At 46.2% G+C, this 19146-nt stretch carries 14 protein-coding genes and 1 pseudogene; 13 read left to right on the forward strand and 2 right to left on the reverse strand.

Going from position 1 to position 19146, the window contains the following annotated elements; all coding sequences use genetic code 11:
- The first annotated feature begins 9 nt into the window (after window positions 1-9).
- The 9 genes and pseudogenes from AACM02_RS01910 (at window position 10) to AACM02_RS01950 (ending at window position 10247) form a co-directional block, all read left to right on the forward strand.
- Window positions 10-1494 (forward strand): RagB/SusD family nutrient uptake outer membrane protein, encoded by a 1485-nt coding sequence (locus AACM02_RS01910; RefSeq protein WP_339115899.1) that lies wholly within the window; start codon window positions 10-12, stop codon window positions 1492-1494.
- A 31-nt stretch (window positions 1495-1525) separates the two neighbouring features.
- On the forward strand, window positions 1526-2308 hold the full coding sequence (locus AACM02_RS01915) for a DUF1080 domain-containing protein (RefSeq protein ID WP_339115900.1): 783 nt from the start codon (window positions 1526-1528) through the stop codon (window positions 2306-2308).
- Window positions 2309-2319: 11 nt separating this feature from the next.
- On the forward strand, window positions 2320-3654 hold the full coding sequence (locus AACM02_RS01920) for a Gfo/Idh/MocA family oxidoreductase (RefSeq protein ID WP_339115901.1): 1335 nt from the start codon (window positions 2320-2322) through the stop codon (window positions 3652-3654).
- Between the two features lie 492 nt (window positions 3655-4146).
- Window positions 4147-4362 carry a hypothetical protein gene (locus AACM02_RS01925; protein ID WP_339115902.1) on the forward strand — a complete coding sequence of 72 codons (216 nt, stop codon included), beginning with the start codon at window positions 4147-4149 and terminating at the stop codon, window positions 4360-4362.
- Window positions 4363-4688: 326 nt separating this feature from the next.
- Window positions 4689-5198 (forward strand): annotated as a pseudogene (locus AACM02_RS01930) (carbon starvation CstA 5TM domain-containing protein); the annotation flags it as partial.
- A 181-nt stretch (window positions 5199-5379) separates the two neighbouring features.
- On the forward strand, window positions 5380-6639 hold the full coding sequence (locus AACM02_RS01935; protein WP_339115903.1) for an MFS transporter: 1260 nt from the start codon (window positions 5380-5382) through the stop codon (window positions 6637-6639).
- 51 nt (window positions 6640-6690) lie between these two features.
- On the forward strand, window positions 6691-7857 hold the full coding sequence (locus AACM02_RS01940) for a Gfo/Idh/MocA family oxidoreductase (RefSeq protein ID WP_339115904.1): 1167 nt from the start codon (window positions 6691-6693) through the stop codon (window positions 7855-7857).
- A gap of 74 nt (window positions 7858-7931) precedes the next feature.
- Window positions 7932-9302, forward strand: coding sequence for a Gfo/Idh/MocA family oxidoreductase (locus tag AACM02_RS01945; protein ID WP_339115905.1), 1371 nt, complete (start codon window positions 7932-7934; stop codon window positions 9300-9302).
- Between the two features lie 21 nt (window positions 9303-9323).
- Complete coding sequence (locus AACM02_RS01950; RefSeq protein WP_332457699.1) at window positions 9324-10247, forward strand: sugar phosphate isomerase/epimerase; 924 nt, start codon at window positions 9324-9326, stop codon at window positions 10245-10247.
- Window positions 10248-10626: 379 nt separating this feature from the next.
- Here the strand turns inward: AACM02_RS01950 and AACM02_RS01955 are convergent, their stop codons facing one another.
- Entirely contained in the window at window positions 10627-11520 is an 894-nt protein-coding gene (locus AACM02_RS01955; RefSeq protein ID WP_332456298.1) for an IS3 family transposase, read from the reverse strand.
- A complete protein-coding gene (locus AACM02_RS01960) occupies window positions 11517-11816 on the reverse strand; it encodes a transposase (protein WP_071135911.1) in 300 nt (99 codons plus the stop codon). Before AACM02_RS01960 ends, AACM02_RS01955 begins: the two co-directional genes overlap by 4 nt.
- A gap of 273 nt (window positions 11817-12089) precedes the next feature.
- Here AACM02_RS01960 and AACM02_RS01965 point away from each other — a divergent pair, with 273 nt between their 5' ends.
- From AACM02_RS01965 to thrC, 4 genes are all read left to right on the forward strand, one after another.
- Window positions 12090-13793: an FAD-dependent oxidoreductase gene (locus tag AACM02_RS01965; RefSeq protein WP_339115906.1), complete on the forward strand. Its 1704-nt coding sequence runs from the start codon at window positions 12090-12092 to the stop codon at window positions 13791-13793.
- A gap of 363 nt (window positions 13794-14156) precedes the next feature.
- Window positions 14157-16601, forward strand: coding sequence for a bifunctional aspartate kinase/homoserine dehydrogenase I (gene thrA, locus AACM02_RS01970; RefSeq protein ID WP_332457623.1), 2445 nt, complete (start codon window positions 14157-14159; stop codon window positions 16599-16601).
- Window positions 16602-16611: 10 nt separating this feature from the next.
- Window positions 16612-17817, forward strand: coding sequence for a cofactor-independent phosphoglycerate mutase (locus tag AACM02_RS01975; RefSeq protein ID WP_339115907.1), 1206 nt, complete (start codon window positions 16612-16614; stop codon window positions 17815-17817).
- Between the two features lie 3 nt (window positions 17818-17820).
- A complete protein-coding gene (gene thrC, locus AACM02_RS01980) occupies window positions 17821-19125 on the forward strand; it encodes a threonine synthase (RefSeq protein WP_339115908.1) in 1305 nt (434 codons plus the stop codon).
- Window positions 19126-19146: the final 21 nt, after the last annotated feature.

Raw genomic sequence — 19146 nt, forward strand, 5'->3', positions numbered from 1 at the left:
TATAATAAAATGATAAATACCATATTAAAAACCAGTATATTTTCTGCAGCTCTATTGTTTTTATTTGGCGGATGCAGTTTGGAGCGGGAAGATTACGACCAAATTATGCCGGAGAACTTCTACAAGAACGAATCCGACTTGAAGGCAGCTGTTACAGCAGCATATCATCTGTTCCATATTAATACATACGGTGGAGGCGGCATCTATTCCCATGGCCGCGCTGGCATAAATATCCAATCGGAAGTAACTACGGATATATTGGATTGCCAATGGGGCGACGGAGGGACATGGGAAATGATGCACACTCACTCATGGACAGCCAGCAATATTGATCAATTGGGCAATTTATTTGGAAGGTATAAAAATGTCAGTCAGATTAGGAATATTATTTTGCAATTAGATGCAGCTGATGTATCAGAAGCATTTAAGCAAAATTATAAAGGGGAATTAAAAGCATTAAGAGGCTGGCTAATGTATCTGCTATTGGATTATTATGGTCCTGTACCGGTAGCTTCTGATGAGGATTTAGCAAATCTCCAGAGCAACATAATATTGGAACGTCCGACTGAAGCAGAATATGTTGCGATGATTGAAAATGAACTGAAGGATGCTATTTCGATGTTACCAACTAAAGCATCTGAATGGGGGCGTGTCGATGCAGGCGCTGCTAATATGATGTTGCTTAAGTTGTATATGCATCAGAAAAGGTGGAGTGAAGCAGAAACTGTTGCCCGTGAATTAACAAATGCGAAATACGGCTATCGTCTGCTCGACAATTATTATGACTGCTTTTCATTAGAAACAGAAATCAACGACGAGAACATCTGGTCTATTCCTTGTGACAACGAGAATTACGTAAACGGATGGGTAACCCACACCATTGCTGCAGGTGTCCCATATTCAAATTCTGACATTCAAATGTGGGGTGGTTATAGAATGCCTTGGGATTTTTATAATACATTCGAAAAGAATGACAAACGTTTGGAAAATATAATAGGCGAATATGTTTCAACTGCTGATGGTAAACTTATTAATCAAGCAAATCCGGGAACTGCTATGAGAAAGGGGGCTATGCCCTTGAAATATACTGTTGATCCCAATCAGAAAGGCGATCGATCCGGCATTGATGTTCCTGTTTTCCGTTATTCGGATGTCCTTTTGAGTTTGGCTGAATGCATCGCAAATCAGGATGGAGTTACACAAGAATGTATGGATTTGATCAATCAAGTGCGTAATCGTGTTGGGTTGGAGAGTTTGAATCTCTCAGACTATACAAATACTGACAATTATTTCGATATGCTTCTACTCGAACGAGGCCACGAATTGTATTGTGAGGGACATCGCCGGACAGACCTGATTCGTTTTGGCAAATTTATTGAGTTTGCACGTAATATTCCCAACAGTCAGACAGACGATTATAAGGTCGTATTCCCAATACCCAACAGGTATATTCTTGAATACAAAGGAGCTTTGAATCAAAATCCCGGTTATTAAACTATATCTTTACAATTAAAAGTCAATTTTTATGAAAAAAAAATTATTCAATCTATTCGTGCTACTTGTCTTGTTCTTGTCTGGAGGCATAGTTAATGCACAAGATACTTATCCCGAGTCGGGGAAAATGGAGCCAAACATGTCAGAATTCTGGCTTCCCCAACCCGAGATAGTAACACCGGGTAACATCATGACCAATTCTGCTCCGTCTGATGCTATCGTTCTTTTCGATGGTAAAGATCTTTCGGCGTGGGTGAACTCTAAAGACGGCAGATCAGCTGGTTGGACTGTCAATAACAACGGTACATTCACAGTCAAGAAAGATGTCGGAGACATACAGACGAAAGAATCGTTTGAGAATTTTCAGTTGCATATTGAATGGTGTATTCCAAAAGATATTGCTGGATCGAGTCAGTCTCGTGGTAATAGCGGCATCTTTCTTCAAAACAAATATGAACTTCAGATACTCGACAATTACAACAATAAAACATACTCAAACGGTCAGGCCGGAAGTATTTATAAGCAGACTCGTCCTTTGGTGAATGCCATGCGCCCGCCTGGAGAATGGAACGTTTATGATGTCATATACACCGCTCCTATTTTCAAAGACGACGGATCCTATAGAATGCCACCGCACATAACAGTTTTGCACAACGGCGTTCTTATTCAAAACAACACAACAATTCTTGGAACTACCACATATATTGGCTTCCCTAAGGTCGTCAAACATGGAGCGGGGCCAATTCGTCTTCAAAGTCACGGAGATGCAAGTAAACCTATCAGTTTCAGAAATATTTGGATTAGAAAACTATAAACAGAACAATTATGACAACAAGAAGAAATTTTCTAAAGAATTCGACAATGCTTGCTGCTGGTTTTGGCCTTTCGCCAATGATATCCTCGGCTGCAACAAACAGGAAAGAAGAGGATATCATTGGCCGCGTCAATCTGGGCGTAGTTGGACTTGGAATGGGATGCGCCGATCTGTGGGCTGCAATGTCAGGTAACCCTTGGGTACATTGTCTTGGCTTGTGCGATGTAAACAAAGAGCGTCTTGATGCACAGATGAAAACGTTTCAGAAAAATTTTCCTGAACGAACTACTTCTATGAAAGCATTTACAGACTTTCGCGAGTTGCTTAAAGTCAAAGAGATTGATGGGGTTATTGTTGGAACGCCCGATCATTGGCACGCATATATCTTTGCTGAAGTCTTGAAGGCTGGAAAAGCAGTTTATGTCGAAAAACCGGTTGGCAATTCAATCGCAGAATGCAACGCAATGGTAGATATCAAGAATAAATATAAAGGTATTACCTCATGCGGATTGTGGCAGACAAGCCAGCGTTATTTTGTAGCAGCCAACGAAATATTAAAGTCTGGTATCCTCGGCGATGTGTATAAAGTACAAACTTGGCTGTGCCAGACGACAAATCCGTCCTCTGTAGTTGAAGATTCGGAAGCACCATCAACCCTCGACTATAATATGTGGCTTGGTCCGGCTCCCGAAAGGCCATTCAATGAATATCGCTTCCGCAGATGGCGCGCTTATTGGGATTACGGCGGTGGGCAGCAGACCGATTGGGGCGTACATTGGATTGATTCGGCTTACGACGGTCTAAAAGCATTAGGCCTATGCGATCGAGAATATCCCGAAGCAGTATTTTCGACAGCATATAAAGACCCGACATCGTTCAATGAGACTCCGAGTTGCCTGACTACCATCATTCAATACAAGAAGTTCCATATTGAGTGGACTCAGCAAGTTGCTCACCTTTATAATCGAGACAAAGGGATCGCATGGATTGGCAGTAAAGCAACATTGGTCTGCGACAGAAATGGCTATGAAGTCATCCCTGAACATGATGCCGACGGAAAGCCTTTAGTCGATAAGATTCAACTCACCGGCAAATCTGAAGATGGCGGCATTCATGAACACATGACCAATTGGTGCAAATGTATTCTGAACAAGTCAACAGACACACACTGCCCAATTGAGAAAGGCGCATTCTCTACGATTATAGCGCATTGTGCTAATATCTCGCATCGAACTGGCTCACGAGTCGTATATGACCCAAATACACGGCAGTTTGTGGATAATCCCGAAGCCGATAAATATCTATCAAAAACGTACAGAAGCCCTTGGCAATTCCCAAAAGTATGATTCTCTTTAATGACATTGACCACGGCGACTACACTGGTTATTGTGAGTTTGAATATGTCCTCAACGTATGAGATCGCTTCATATTACCGTGTGAACTCATCTCACATTAGGCTGTGAAGCCGTTTACATTAATTTTTCAGTTCTCTCTCATACTTTTTCCCCACCCGAATTGCTTATAACAGGCCTTCGGGCGGGAATTTTTCTCCCTCTGGAAGATTCAGGTAAAAATTCGTTGCCGATATGAAATACATTCTCTTTGTCTGCAAAGACAGTCACCTCGACGACGTCTACTGTATTTCAGGCCACAAAGCGTAACAGACTACAAATGAATCGAATGAGGAGGGATGAAAAAATGATCGTAACAAACTCAATATATGCAATATAAAACAATTAGCATGTCCTTAACCGGACACTTCTATGTTGCTTTCCAAATAATAGGTATACATTTGTATTTAATTAACGACTATTGAACAAATAAAGCATGATAGAGTTTTGGCTTCAACAAGCTCAAAGAGTTCCAGAGAGCTTGAGTTAGAGCATAAAATTCGTCTATTAGAGGATGAGTTTAATAAAGAAAAGCTTAAAACATCTGCTCTAAGCACATTAATTGATATTGCAGAGTGGGACTTGCAGATAGATATAAAAAAAAGCGTGGTGCCAAACAATAAACACGCTGCGCACATATTACCAAACTGTCAGCCTGTGTGATTTTTGTGAGTTGTTTGGCAAAACAAGGCAAGCGTACTACCAGAGGGAGAAGTTATGATGCTTTTGATGTCGCTGAATGATGCAAAAAGGCAACTCAAACGCATAATTATGATTTATAATTGCCACAGGCCTCATGCCAGCCTGGATATGAGAACTCCAAGTGAGGCTGCTAAACATACAGGGGAATTTAGAAAACACTGGAAAACTTACTATAAAAATAGAGAAGTAAGTTTCCTATCTGAATGAAAATTATTCTCTATAAATTTATAGAGAATAATAAATTAAATAACTAACAAAACTGTAAACAAAAATCAGGGACGATACAGAACGCCGCCTGGGTGGTGAATGAAATCTCCAACTCCCTGCTGGGAAAAGTCGGGGCGGTACTGGCCATACTGGGAGTCGTGGCGGCGCCGATCACTTCCGGGGACACCGCTTTCAGGAGCGCCAGGCTTACCGTCGGAGACCTGTTGGGGTTCAACCAGAAGCCGGTAAGGAACAGGCTGGTCATCACGATTCCGCTCTTCGCCGTGGGATTTATGCTTACAAAGATAAACTTCGATGTGGTCTGGCGCTATTTTGCCTGGTCCAACCAGACCCTGGCAACCGTCGTTCTCTGGACCATAACGGTCTACCTGTTCCAGAAAAGAAAAACGTACTGGATAACCCTGCTCCCCGCCCTGTTCATGACTGCCGTGGTGACAACCTACATCATGCTTGCACCCGAAGGGTTTGCCCTTTCAAGACCCATCTCCTACGGAACAGGATTCGCTGTCACAGCCCTGTTTTTTTCGATGTTTCTTTTCTATACAAAAAGTCACACAAAAAGAGGATGAATATTGCTGCAACAGGAATACACATTATTTATTAACTCAAATACATCACACTGTACATTATTTTGCATAACTTTGATGCGTCAACAATATTTAAGATTCAGATGATTAATGTTAAAGAATATTTGAGAAACATGTTATAAATCAATGTTCCAATTAAGCTTATATTACACCTTAAACCATTTTGATACATTCAATCAATAACAGTATTTGGATAAAATTTAAATTATTTATGGAAAACAAAAACAAGAAGATTCAACTATCCGCCATGATGTTCTTCCAGTTCTTTATTCAAGGTTCATGGTACGTGACCATGGGAACCTATTTGGGAAGGACCCTCGACTTTTCCGGAGTTCAAATCGGCCTGGCCTACAGCACCGCCGCCATAGCAGCCATCATCTCACCGGTGATCGTGGGAATGATCGCCGACCGGTTTTTCTCGGCAAACAGGGTGCTGGCATTCCTGAACATCGTGGGGGCAGTACTGCTTTTTTCCCTGACCCGCATCGAATCGTTCTCCTTGTTTTTTCCCGTCTTGTTGCTCTACAGCGTCTGCTTTATGCCCACCATGTCGCTGACCAACTCCATCTCGTTCGCAAACCTGGGGAATCCGGCCAAGGAATTTTCCAAGATAAGGCTTTTCGGCTCGTTTGGGTGGATCTGCTCCGGGCTTCTGATCAGCGCCCTGAAGATTGAACCCTATTCCACCCCTTTCCTGATCGGGGCAGGCATCTCCCTGCTGGCCGGAGTATATGCGTTGACCCTGCCCCACAACGCTCCCGTGCGGACCGTCGAGAAAGCGGGCGTACGCCAACTGCTCGGGTTCGACGCGTTCAAACTGACCAGGGACAGGTCTTTCCTGGTCCTGCTCGTCTTCTCGGCGCTCATCTGCATCCCGCTGGCATTCTATGACTCCTTTACAAACCTTTTCATTACCGATGTGGGGATCGAAAATGCCGCCGCCGCCATGAGCCTCGGCCAGGTTGCCGAAGTGATCTTCCTGTTCACTTTCCCCATCTTCTTCCTCAAGTTACGCTACAAGGGAAGCATCCTCGCCGCCATCGCGGCATGGATCCTGATGTACGGGCTGTTCACGCTGGGGGCGCACACCGGACAAAACGGATTCATCTTCGCCGTATTGCCCCTCCACGGTTTCTGCTTCACTTTCTTTTTCGTCGCCGGCCAGCTCTTCGTGGATGAGAAAGCTCCCTCCTCGCTGCGCAACTCCGCACAGGGGCTCATCGCCTTTGCCACGTACGGGGTAGGCAAATACCTCGGCACGTTGATTGCCGGAAACGTGGTGGACCTCTATTCCGAACAGGGAAAGTACGACTGGATATCCATATGGACGGTTCCTTTCGTCATGGCAATCATTTTCCTTGCCGGGTTCCTGTTCCTGTTCAGGGAAGATGTCAGGGACCGGGTAGCGGTACAGCGGACATGACTTCCGAAGCTATTTTCAAACTAATTTCAACTACGTAAACATTGCATAATTATGAAACAGAGAAAACTGAAAATGGGCATGATCGGCGGCGGCAGCGATGCCTTTATCGGGGCCATACACCGTCGTGCTGCCTTTATGGACAACTACATTGAGCTGGTTTGTGGCTGCTTCAGCGTCAATCCTGAAATCTCCAGAAGCTCAGGCAGGGAATATTTCCTCCCGGATCACCGGATTTACGACTCCTACCGGGAGATGTTCGAGAAGGAGATGGAGCTGCCTGCCGGAGAACGGATGGATTTTGTAACCATAGTCACACCGAACAAGTGGCATTTTGAACCCGCTATGATGGCATTGCAAAGAGGGTTTCACGTGGTTATCGACAAACCGATGACTTTTTCACTGGAAGAGGCCCTCAAGCTGAAGGAGAAGGTGGAAGAGACGGGACTGGTTCTGGCGCTGACCCACGTATACTCGGGATATCCGGCAGTCAAGGAGGCAAAGGCAAGAATCGCAAGCGGAGAACTGGGTAAACTGCGCAAAGTATACGTGGAGTATACCCAGGGATGGCTGTCGCAACGCATAGAGCTGCAGGGAGGGAATAATGCCGGATGGAGAACCGATCCAAAGACCACGGGCAAGGCCGGTTGCATGGGCGACATAGGAACGCATGCCTGGCACCTGGCAGAATACGTTACCGGTCTAAAAGTGCTGGAGGTGTGTGCAGATCTGCAAACGTACGTGGAGGGACGCCCGGTGGACGACGACGGGGCATCCCTGCTGCGAATGGAAGAGGGGGTTACCGGAGTGCTGATGGCTACCCAGATAGCTACCGGTGAGGCAAACAATATCCGTCTGCGTGTGTATGGTGATAAAGGCGGATTGGAGTGGAGACAGATGGATTCGAACAGGTTGACCCTCAGGTGGGGGGACAGGCCCGCTGAAGAGCTTTACATGGGAAACAATGAATTTCTAAGCGACCTGGCAAAATGGAATACAAGAACGCCTGCCGGCCATCCCGAAGGATTCATCGAAGCCTTTGCCAATATTTACCGCAATTTTGCCCTGGCCGTCATGGCCAGAGAAAGCGGAGACAATCCGGGTGAACTGATTACCGACTTTCCTACCGTATACGACGGGGTAAGGGGAATGCAATTCGTAGAAATGATGGTACAATCGGGAGGCGATAATCATACAAAATGGCAGAAATGGATTGAATAGCGAATATTCACGAGATGGCAAAACTTGACCTTGTTAAATAAATGATGCATAACAAACAAAAAAAATATAACCATATGAAAAGAGAGAACAACTTAACGAGAAGAACATTTCTTAAAACTTCGGCTGTTGCCGGAGCAGCAGGCGTGATCGGGACCGGAACGACGGGTTTTTTAACCTCTTGCAACGGTGAGAAAAAGGATGTGACGGTTCCCCTGAAAGAACCCGGAACGTACTATGTGCCGGAGTTGGTGGACCTGGCTACAGACGGAAAAGAGTTGAAAGCTGGTGTTGTCGGTTGCGGAGGAAGAGGATCGGGCGCCGCCATGAATTTCCTGAATGCCGCTAACGGTGTTACGATCGTGGCGTTGGGCGACGTGTTCGAAGACAAGGTGAACGGCCTGGCCGACAAGCTGAAAGCGGAAAAAAGCATCGATGTGCCGGCCGACAAGCGTTTCGTGGGCCTGGATGCGTACAAGCAGGTCATTGACAGCGGGATTGATATCCTGATCGACTGCACGCCGCCGTTTTTCCGCGCGGAACATTTCAAGTATGCCGTGGAACAGGGCAAGCATTGTTTCCTGGAAAAACCGGTTTGCGTGGATTCGGTGGGATACCGCACCATCGTGGCGACAGCCAAACAGGCCCAGGCCAAGAATTTAAGCGTTGTCACCGGAACGCAGCGCCACCACCAACGCTCATACGTTGAGTCATACAAACAGATCATGGGCGGCCTTATCGGGGAGATCACCGGGGGAGCCGTCTACTGGAACCAGAGCATGTTGTGGTACCGCGACCGCCAACCCGCCTGGAGCGATTTCGAATTCATGGTCCGCGACTGGGTGAACTGGAAATGGTTGTCGGGAGACCACATCGTGGAACAGCACGTCCACAACATCGACGTGTTTACCTGGTTCAGCGGGTTGAAACCGGCGAAAGCAGTCGCCTTCGGCTCCCGCCAGCGCCGCGTGACCGGAGACCAGTACGATAATTTCAGTGTGGATTTCACCATGGAGAACGGGATCCACCTGCACAGCATGTGCCGCCAGATTGACGGATGCGCCAACAACGTGAGCGAATTCATCCAGGGAACAAAAGGTTCGTGGACAAGCCAGGGCGGGCACGTGATCAAGGATCTGGCCGGAAACGTCCTCTGGCAATACGACGGTGAGGCTGAAAAGGCGAACTTCAAGCAGACCGACCCCTACACGCTGGAACACGTGAACCTGATTAACTGTATCCGGGCAAACACCCCCATCGAACAGGCATCCGAAACGGCAGTTTCCAACCTGGCAGCCATCATGGGACGCGAGGCGGCCTACAGCGGCCAGGAGACCACCTGGGACGCCATGGCGGCGGCTCCCCTGGATTATACCCCGGCAGACCTGAACATCGGCAAGATGGACATGAAAGGCTTTACTGTCCCTGTGCCGGGAAGTGCCAAATAAAAGAATAAATACGTTATAATCATGACGATAGACAGAAGAAAATTCATCAAATCATCACTTGCCGGTGCCGCTGTAGCCGGCCTTGGAAAGTCCCTGAGCGCTTTCGCGGGTGAAACCCCGGCCGGTACTCCTCCCGCCTTTCCGATCAAGGCAGAGCTCAGAATATCGTTTCAGGAAGGGACAGCTCCCGGTGCAAACCTGAACGAAAAGTTCGACTTTATGGAAGAACACGGCGTGGTGGGGTTCGAGCCCCACGGCAGGGGGATGAAAGGCAGGATGCAAGAGTTCAAGGATGCGTTAAAAGGGCGTAACATCAAAGTTAGCGCCGTTTGCGCCGGCTTCGAAGGATTCATTCTTTCTACCGATCCCGCTATCCGCAAGAAATGCCGTGACACGATGGAAGAACTGATCATCCTGGGCGGTGAACTTGGCTCAACGGGAGTGATCATCGTTCCGGCGTTCAATTCGCAGGTGCCGGTGATGCCACATACACAAGAAACGCGCGATTTCCTGTGTGAGCAGTTCAACGAAATGGGCAACACGGCTCAAAAGTATGGCACAACGGTTATCCTGGAGCCTCTGAACCGAAAGGAAGCCTTTTACCTCCGCCAGGTGGCGGATGCTGCATCCATATGCCGCGACATCAACAACCCCGGAGTTACCTGTCTGGGAGACTTCTGGCACATGACGTGGGAAGAAACGTGTGACATGGCGGCTTTCGTTTCAGCGGGAAAATACCTGCAACACGTGCATATGGCCAGCCGTAAGCGCCGCAGCATGCCGGGAGAAGACGGAGAAGCCGACAACTACGTGAACGGTTTCCGCGGATTGAAAATGATCGGTTACGATAAGTACGTCAGCTTTGAATGCGGTTGCCAGGGCGACCGAAAGGTAGTTGTCCCGGCTGCGCTCGACCTGTTGAGAAAACAATGGAAAGAGGCTTAGTTAATTTACCACGTCATCCAAGCATTTGATTAAATCATACAAGAGTTCCAAGCAACTGTTAATTTTCAAATTTAGGGTATTCTTTAAAGCATTATCGGATGAGATTTTTGGGAGTGTCCTTTCAAAAATAGTTGCTTGGACTCTATGCATTCACAAATGAACAGTAAAGGATCTCCTTACTTGATATCTATTAGAAAAACGAATTAATTCGGATGACTTAAATATTTCAACCTAATCTAGCAATCCGCAAAGTTTGGAGTTTTCGGGGATGATACGTGGGGTATCTTCAGAATTGTCATTTCTTGAATAATAATAGTTCTTTAAAGCCATTTATTTTTCAACAACACCGTGGACTTGCAAACTTAATTGAGACAAAAAGTTAAGCGACATTTTTAATTGATTCTTTTTTAATATTATACTGATTCCAAAATTCATCAATGGTTAAGTTTCCCAATGCTGAGAATCTTCTTTTATGATTATACCAGGATTCAATATATTCAAATACATACAAGCGCATTTGCTCTCTTGTTTTGAGTTTGGTACCATAGACCAATTCAGATTTGAAAGTTTTGAAAAAGCTTTCAGCCACGGCATTATCCCAACAATTTCCCTTTCCACTCATACTTTGTTCCAGCTTCAAGGATTTCAACAGATTGACAGTCTGTTTGCAAGCATATTGTATGCCCCGGTCAGAATGAAATATCATTCCTTCTCCAAAAGGTCTGTTCCTATTGGCCATCCTGATGGCCGGAACTACGGTATGGGATGCATTCATATGATCGCTTATGGACCATCCGATCAGTTTGCGGTCAAAAAGATCCAGCACACAGGTCAGATAAAGAAATCCATCCTTACACGGAATATACGTCAGGTCAGAGACACACGCTTTCACAGGCTCATTCTGATTAAATTCGCGATTCAACAGATTTGGAGCAACCTTATAGTTGTGAGAGGCATCCGTCGTCACTTTGAATCGTCTCGAGAGTTTGCTGCGCAAGCCCATTTTCCTCATGTGGCATGCTACAGTGGTTCTCGAGACAGGAGTTCCGGATACCTGCAAATCCTTTGCCAGCCGGGGGCTTCCATTGCGTCCCCTGGCTGCAAAATATGCATCCCTGATCTTTTCGTCCAGCTCCATATATTTGCGCTTACGTTGGCCCTCCGGATCTTTAAGCCAGCGGTAATAACTGCTCCTGGGGACTTTCAGTACTCTGCACATCACCTCGACCGTCCATTGTTTCGAGTTATATTCCTTTATAAAGAGATAGATCAACGATCTCTCTTGGAGATGATGCTCAAAGCTTTTTTTAATATGTCCCGCTCCGTTTCAGCCTCGCCAAGGCGTTTTTCCAGTTCAGCAATCCTTTTGGTATCTTCACTTAATGACTGGACACCGTGTCCGGGGAAACTGGCTTCTCCTTTCTGCTGGTATTCTTTCCGCCAACGATATAAAAGAAAGGGGGCAATACCCAATTCCTGTGCAAGCTCGGAAATATTCTTGCGTTCTAAACTGAGTTTGACCGCATTCTCTTTGAATGCCTTGTCAAAATGGGTTCTTTGTTTTCTCATATTACACAAAAATAAGCGTTTATGCTTAACTCTGTGTCCCGGCTAAGTTAGTAATTCCACCGCAAAAGTAAATTTTATTTTTCTTTGACCATATCTATAAATTTATATATATTTGAACTATAAATCCTGCGAAAAACTATGCTCGCAAAACGACATAACCGATCACATAACGCTCCGTCATTTCACTGAAAATTATATTCGGGAATTGAAAAACAGATAACCCCAGGATTAACACAATCATCTTGGATGAGAATAACTTCAAAAAAACAGACTATGAGATTATTATTGACAAACATTATTCTCGCTTTTTTTATTGTAACCTCTTTTGGCCAAAAAACAAAAAGTTACGATGTTGTTGTTTATGGCGGCACATCCGCAGGCATAGCCTCCGCTATTCAATCTTCAAGAATGGGCAAATCGGTCGTACTTATCGAACCGGGTAAAAGACTCGGAGGGCTGACTACAGGAGGACTGGGTCAAACGGATATCGGAAACAAGCACGTGGTGGGCGGAATCTCCAGAGAGTTTTACCAAAATATTGGCAAGTACTACCAAATTCCTGAAAACTGGAAATGGCAAGAAAGAAGTGATTATGTAGACGAAGGGCAAACAAGAACCGAAAAAGGTGAAGATGCCATGTGGACATTTGAACCTTCCGCAGCCTTGAAGGTGTATCATCAAATGCTCTCTCATGAAAAAGTCGATATTGTGTACGGAGAAAGATTAAACAGGGAAACCGGAGTAATCAAGAAAGAAGGCCGAATTGTCTCCATTGAAATGGAGAATGGCAAAAGGTATACCGGGAAAATGTTTATCGACGCAACCTATGAGGGCGACTTAATGGCAGCAGCCAAAGTATCGTACAGCGTTGGCCGAGAATCAAATAACGAATATGGAGAAACGTTGAACGGTATTCAGGCAAACAGAATAAACAGGACTTTAAAATGGACGCTTTCCAGAAACGCCCATAACCATAATTTTATCGATGCAGTAGATCCTTACGTGGTTAAAGGCGACCCAAGCAGTGGTTTGTTACCCTACATCGTTGAAGGAGGAAAACCGGGGATTGATGGACACGGAGACAAAGGTATCCAGGCATACTGTTTCCGAATGACACTGACGGATCACCCCGAGAACAGGATTCCTTTCAAAAAACCGGACAACTACAAGGAGATAAATTATGAACTCCTTTTCAGAAATTACGAAGCGGCCATCGGTCCGATTGAAGAAATGTATACTTACGGCGATAAACTGGTTCCCTGGATAAATTCACCCATGCCGAACAGGAAAACGGACACAAACAATCAAAAAGGATTTTCCACCGATTTTATCGGGCAGAACTACGATTATCCCGAAGCAAGTTATGAAGAGAGGGAAAAAATCGTTCAGGCTCATCGCAACTATCAGCAGGGATTAATGTGGACATTGGCTTATCATCCCCGGATTCCTCAAAAAGTAAGGGATGCGGTATCAAAGTGGGGTACCTGTAAGGATGAATATGAAAAGAGAAGCAACGGCTGGCAAGAACAGCTTTATATCCGGGAGGCCCGCCGCATGAAAAGCGAATATGTTATGACGCAGAAAAATTGCGAACGAATAGAGGTCGTTGAAGATCCTGTGGGTATGGGAGCTTACGGTATGGATTCGCACCACGTAAAACGATATGTCGATGCCAACGGTTTTGTGCAGAACGAAGGGAACGTGGAAGCTCATGTCCCTAATCCTTATCCGATAAGCTATCGATCAATCGTTCCTAAAAAAGATGAATGCGAAAACCTACTGGTGCCCGTGTGCTTAAGCGCAACCCATATTGCGTTTGGGTCTATTCGTATGGAACCCGTATTTATGGTACTGGGGCAATCCGCAGCAACGGCTGCATGCCAAGCAATAGATCAAAAAAAAGCGGTACAGGATATTGATTACACACTGTTAAAAGAAAAATTACTGAACGACAAGCTAATACTTGAAATTGAATAATAACTTTCATAACAGCTTACATCTCTATCCGTAAAAAACGATTACTTTTCTGATTTTCTTGGTCTTCCTGGTAGCCGGTTTTATTTTTATTGTTTAACCTCCATTTTTTCAGCATTTTTATCATTTTCTTAAATTATTCCTTTATCTTTGCAATATATTTAGACGTTGCGATGATTTTTTCACATTCAACATACACGACTCCCTTCACTATGACTATGACCCCCTGGGGGGTTATATAATATTTTACATCCACACGGCAACGCTGTTTGCCACATGCAAATCAACCGGTTTGCCACATGCCATCCTACTTTTTTTTGTTTCATTAAAAAAACCGTTCACAACGGTAAAAATATATTCATACACATGAAAGTTATGAAATTTGGAGGGACATCCGCAGGGACTCCCGAAAGTATGCTTTTGGTTAAAAACATCATAGAAGCTGAAAAAGAGCCTGTGATTGTTGTGGTCTCCGCTCTTGGAGGCGTGACCGACCGTCTTCTACTGGCAGCAGATTTTGCGTTAAATGCAAACCCGGGTTACCAATCGATATTGGAAGAAATCATCTTCCGACACGAGGAGATGATCAGGAAAATGGTAGTTTCCGCTGTCGATCAAAAGGAACTGAGGCAGAAAATCGACCCGATGTTTGAAGACCTGCGCAACATATTGCGGGGTGTTTACCTGATCGGAGACCTGTCGCAGAAGACATCGGACAAGATCGTCAGCTACGGCGAACGTTTCTCCTCGCTAATCGTAAGCAAAATAATCGACGGGGCTAGAGTTTATGATTCCACTCAGTTTATCAAGACCACAAAACAATTCAGCCATCACATCCCCGACATCGCGTATTCCAACGAACTGATCAAGCAGGCATTTTTAAGTGATCCGCTTCCCAAAGTGGCCATAGTTCCTGGATTTATCTCGTCGAGCAAGGAGGCGGACGATATCACTAACCTGGGCCGGGGTGGATCGGACTATACCGCCGCCATTATCGCTGCTGCACTTAACGCTTCTGTGCTGGAAATATGGACGGATGTGGATGGCTTCATGACGGCCGACCCCAAAATCATCAACTCGGCTTACGTCATTGAAGAACTCTCGTTTACGGAGGCCATTGAGCTTTCCAACTTCGGGGCAAAAGTGATCTATCCCCCAACCATCTTCCCCGTCTACCACAAAAGCATACCTATCCGCGTAAAGAATACTTTCAAACCTGCTTCGGAGGGCACACTTATCCGCAATATAAAGCCGACCCCTAACGGAAAAATAATCAAAGGCATCTCGTCGATCAACGATACCGCCCTGATTACCATACAGGGACTCGGCATGGTAGGAGTTATCGGCGTAAACAAACGGATCTTCACGGCATTGGCGGATAACGGCATCAGCGTTTTTCTGGTCTCCCAAGCATCCTCCGAAAACAGCACATCCATCGGAGTCCGCACCCAAGATGCCCCGCTTTCCCAAAAAGTACTCAGCAAAGAATTTGCGAAAGAGATAGAGAGGGGAAGCATCAACGAGATTATTGTCGAATACGACCTGGCAACCATTGCCGTAGTGGGACAAAACATGAAACACGTGCCGGGGGTTGCCGGCAAATTTTTCGGAACGTTGGGAAGGGGTGGTATCAGCGTTGTCGCGCTAGCTCAGGGTGCATCGGAAACCAATATTTCCTGCGTGATCGCCAAAACCAACCTGAAAAAAGCACTCAACATCATCCACGATTCGTTCTTCTTGTCGCCTTACCAGGAATTAAACCTTTTCGTTATCGGAACCGGAACGGTCGGGAGCAAACTGCTGGCACAGATTAAGCAGCAAAAGCACATTTTAGAGGAACAGAACAAGCTGAAAATAAACATTGTAGGAATTGCCAACGGACGAAAAGCCTTGTTCTCGCGCGACGGGATTTCCCTCGAGAATTACTTCGAAAACCTGATGTCCAGGGGCGTCAAAAGTTCACCTCAACTGATCCGGGATGAAATACTCAAAATGAATATCTTCAATTCCGTCTTTGTGGATTGTACTGCCAGCCAGGCCATTTCAGAATTGTATGAAAGTCTGATATCCAGAAATATATCAGTGGTGACGGCAAACAAAATTGCAGCCTCGTCCGACTACAAGAACTACCATCACCTGAAGGAGACCGCCCGAAAAACCGGAACAAAATTTCTTTTCGAAACCAATGTAGGGGCGGGATTGCCCATTATCAACACGATGAACTCCCTCACCAACTCGGGAGATAAAATCGTCAAGCTCCAAGCAGTACTATCGGGGACACTGAACTTTATTTTCAATACCCTGAGCGAGGATGTTCCTTTTAGCAAAGCCATAAAAATGGCGGTGGACGCTCAGTTTGCCGAGCCCGACCCCCGTATCGACCTGAGCGGATTGGATGTTACCCGCAAATTGGTAATCCTTTCCCGGGAAGCCGGCGCTCAAGTGGAACAGGAAAATGTGCAAAAGCACCTGTTCATCCCGCAAAAGTATTTCGAAAGCACCCTTGATGAGTTCTGGTCAACCATCCCCGAAATGGATGAAGCTTTTGAAAACCGGAGAAAAAAACTCGATAAAGAAGGGAAAAAGCTCCGCTTTATTGCTACGTACGACAACGGCCTGTGCGAAGTCGGCTTACACGAGGTAGAAAAGGGACACCCTTTCTACGACCTGGAAGGTAGCAACAACATCATTATGATCACCACCGAACGCTACAATGAGTATCCGATGGTCATCAAAGGCTATGGCGCAGGGGCAAGCGTTACCGCTGCTGGCGTTTTTTCCGACATTATTTCTATTGCGAACATACGATAAAGAAAGAAAAATGAAATACATCATCATCCTCGGAGACGGCATGGCAGACGAACCCGTTGCAAAACTCGGCAACAGGACGCCCCTACAGGCAGCCAAAACACCGTATATGGATAGGCTGGCACAAAAAGGACGCAGCGGCATGCTCGACACCATTCCCGAAGGCATGTCTCCGGGAAGCGAAATTGCTAATCTTTCCGTGTTGGGATACGATGTTCCCCGGGTGTACGAAGGCCGGGGTGTGTTGGAAGCCGCCAGCATGGGTGTAGATATTCTGCCGGACGAAATGGCGATGCGGTGTAATTTAGTGACTATCGACAACGATGTGCTGAAGAATCACTCTGCCGGACACATTCCCACAGCAGAAGCTGCCGAACTGATTCATTTTCTGGACGACAGGCTCGGGAATGACCGGTTTCGCTTTTATCCCGGTGTTTCGTACCGCCATTTATTAAAAATGAAAGGTGGAAACAAAAACATCGTTTGTACCCCGCCCCACGATGTTCCCGACAAGCCTTTTTACCCCTTACTGATCAAACCGGCCGAAGAGCCCGCCCAAAGCACTGCTGACGAACTGAACAGACTGATCCTTGCCTCGCAAGAAATACTGCCGGCTCATCCCGTAAATCAAAAGAGGATTGCCCTGGGAAAAGATCCGGCCAACAGCATCTGGCTGTGGTCGCCCGGGTATCGCCCCGGCATGCAGCCGCTGAACAAGAAATATCCTATTCAAAAAGGAGCGGTAATCTCGGCCGTTGACCTCATCAGGGGGATCGGTGTATATGCAGGATTGGAGGTTATCCAGGTGGAAGGTGCCACCGGGTTGTACGACACCAACTACGAAGGGAAGGCCCGTGCCGCCCTGGATGCACTGAAAGAGAACGATTTTGTTTTCCTGCATATTGAAGCCAGCGACGAAGCCGGACACGAAGGGGATGTGGATTTGAAAGTGAGAACCATCGAATACCTCGATTCGCGCATCGTAAAACCCATTTTCGAAGAAACCTCAACGTGGGACGAACCCGTCACTATTGCCGTCTTGCCCGACCATCCCACTCCCTGTGCTATCCGCACACACACCCGTGATGCCGTTCCTTTTGTTGTCTATCACAAAGGAATTGAACCCGACAGCGTAAAAACATACGATGAGTTTGCTGCGAAAAAAGGTGTTTTTGGCCTTCTTCGCGGGGATGAATTTATGAAGAATCTGATTTTGTAGAACATGAACTATTACAGCACCAACCAGTCCGCACCCGTTGTATCGCTCCGGGAAGCCGTGGTAAAAGGACTTGCTCCCGACAAGGGGCTTTATATGCCCGAAAGTATCCCCCATCTTCCGGAGGTTTTTTTCGATGAAATCGGCCGTTTTGGATTGATAACCATCGCTAGAACAGTAGCCCGGGCTTTCTTTGGGGAAGATATCCCACAAACAAAACTGGATGAGATCGTTGCCGACACGCTCAATTTTGACATTCCTCTTGTAAAGGTGGAAGACGGAATTTATGCGCTGGAGCTTTTTCACGGGCCAACCTTTGCCTTCAAGGATGTGGGGGCCCGGTTCATGGCACGAATAGTATCCTATTTCGTGCAGGAACAGAGGCAGGAAGAGGTAAAAGTACTGGTCGCCACTTCGGGCGACACGGGAAGCGCGGTTGCCAACGGATTTTTGGGAGTAAAGGGCATCCGCGTTTTCGTTTTGTACCCATCGGGAAAGGTAAGCGATATTCAGGAAGCTCAGTTCACTACCTTGGGAAAAAATATTGTTGCACTCGAAATTGACGGGACGTTCGACGATTGCCAGGCCCTGGTGAAATCGGCGTTTATGGATGAAGAACTAAACCTGCAGATGAATCTCACCTCAGCCAACTCCATCAATGTGGCGCGCTTCCTGCCTCAGTCGTTTTATTATTTTTACGCTTATGCACAACTGGCCAGGCAAGGGATTTCTACGGATGTGATCCTGTCTGTGCCCAGCGGGAACCTGGGCAACCTTACCGCGGGGCTTTTCGCCAAACGGATGGGATTACCGGTAAAACGGTTTATTGCCGCTAACAACCGCAACGATGTATTTCGGGAATACCTACAGTCGGGGAAATATACTCCCCGGCCCTCTGTACAAACCATAGCCAACGCCATGGACGTAGGTTCACCCAGCAACTTCGAGCGCATCCTCAACCTTTACGGACACTCTCACGAAGCCATTTCAAAAGATATTTCCGGATACCGGTTTTCCGACGAAGAGATACAATCGGCTATCAAAGGGGTATACAAAGGATCAAGCTATCTCCTTGACCCACACGGCGCCTGTGCTTATCTGGCCCTGAAGAAAGGCCGGAAAGCCAGTGAGGCAGGTATTTTCCTCGCCACTGCACACCCTGCCAAATTTAAGGAAACCGTGGAGAGTTGTATCGCAAAGGAAATTGAAATTCCCAAAGGATTAGGGGCATTCATGAAACAAAAAAAACAATCGTATCCGCTCCCCCGGAATTTCGCTGCGTTTAAAAAAGCGTTAATAAACTTGTCTTAAGTTTTATTTTGGATATTTTTT

Source organism: Petrimonas sp., assembly GCF_963921705.1.
In the GTDB taxonomy this organism is placed as follows: Bacteria; Bacteroidota; Bacteroidia; order Bacteroidales; family Dysgonomonadaceae; genus Petrimonas; species Petrimonas sulfuriphila.